The organism is Kitasatospora sp. NPDC056800 (assembly GCF_042789775.1).
Classification (GTDB): Bacteria; Actinomycetota; Actinomycetes; order Streptomycetales; family Streptomycetaceae; genus Kitasatospora.
In genome coordinates this window covers 17,574-17,936 of the sequence record NZ_JBHUAL010000201.1, presented here as the reverse complement: position 1 = coordinate 17,936, position 363 = coordinate 17,574, and positions in this window count along the sequence as shown.

Genomic DNA, 363 nt, shown 5'->3' with positions numbered 1-363 from the left:
ACACTATAATTGTGGTCGGCAGCTTCATATGTTTATAAGAGACTGGCTTTCCGGTTGGTGCGTCGGCCCGCGCGAGAAGTCGGACCGGCCGACTTCTCGCGCGAGGGCCTCGGGCTACTCGCCGTGCAGGAACTCTGCTGAGGGGAGAACCGCCCGATGCGACGGGGGCTCCGGTCGGCACGGCGTGAGCTGTCGGCCGCGGCCTCGCCGTCCTGGCCTTCCTGGCGCTCCTGGCCCGCCGGCAGGAACGTTGGGCCGCGGGGGGGGGGGGGGGGGGGGGGCGCGCGCGCGCGCGGCGGGGCCCCCGCGGGGGGGGATAGAAAAAAAAAAAACCCCCACAACAAACAAAAAAAACGTAGAGGG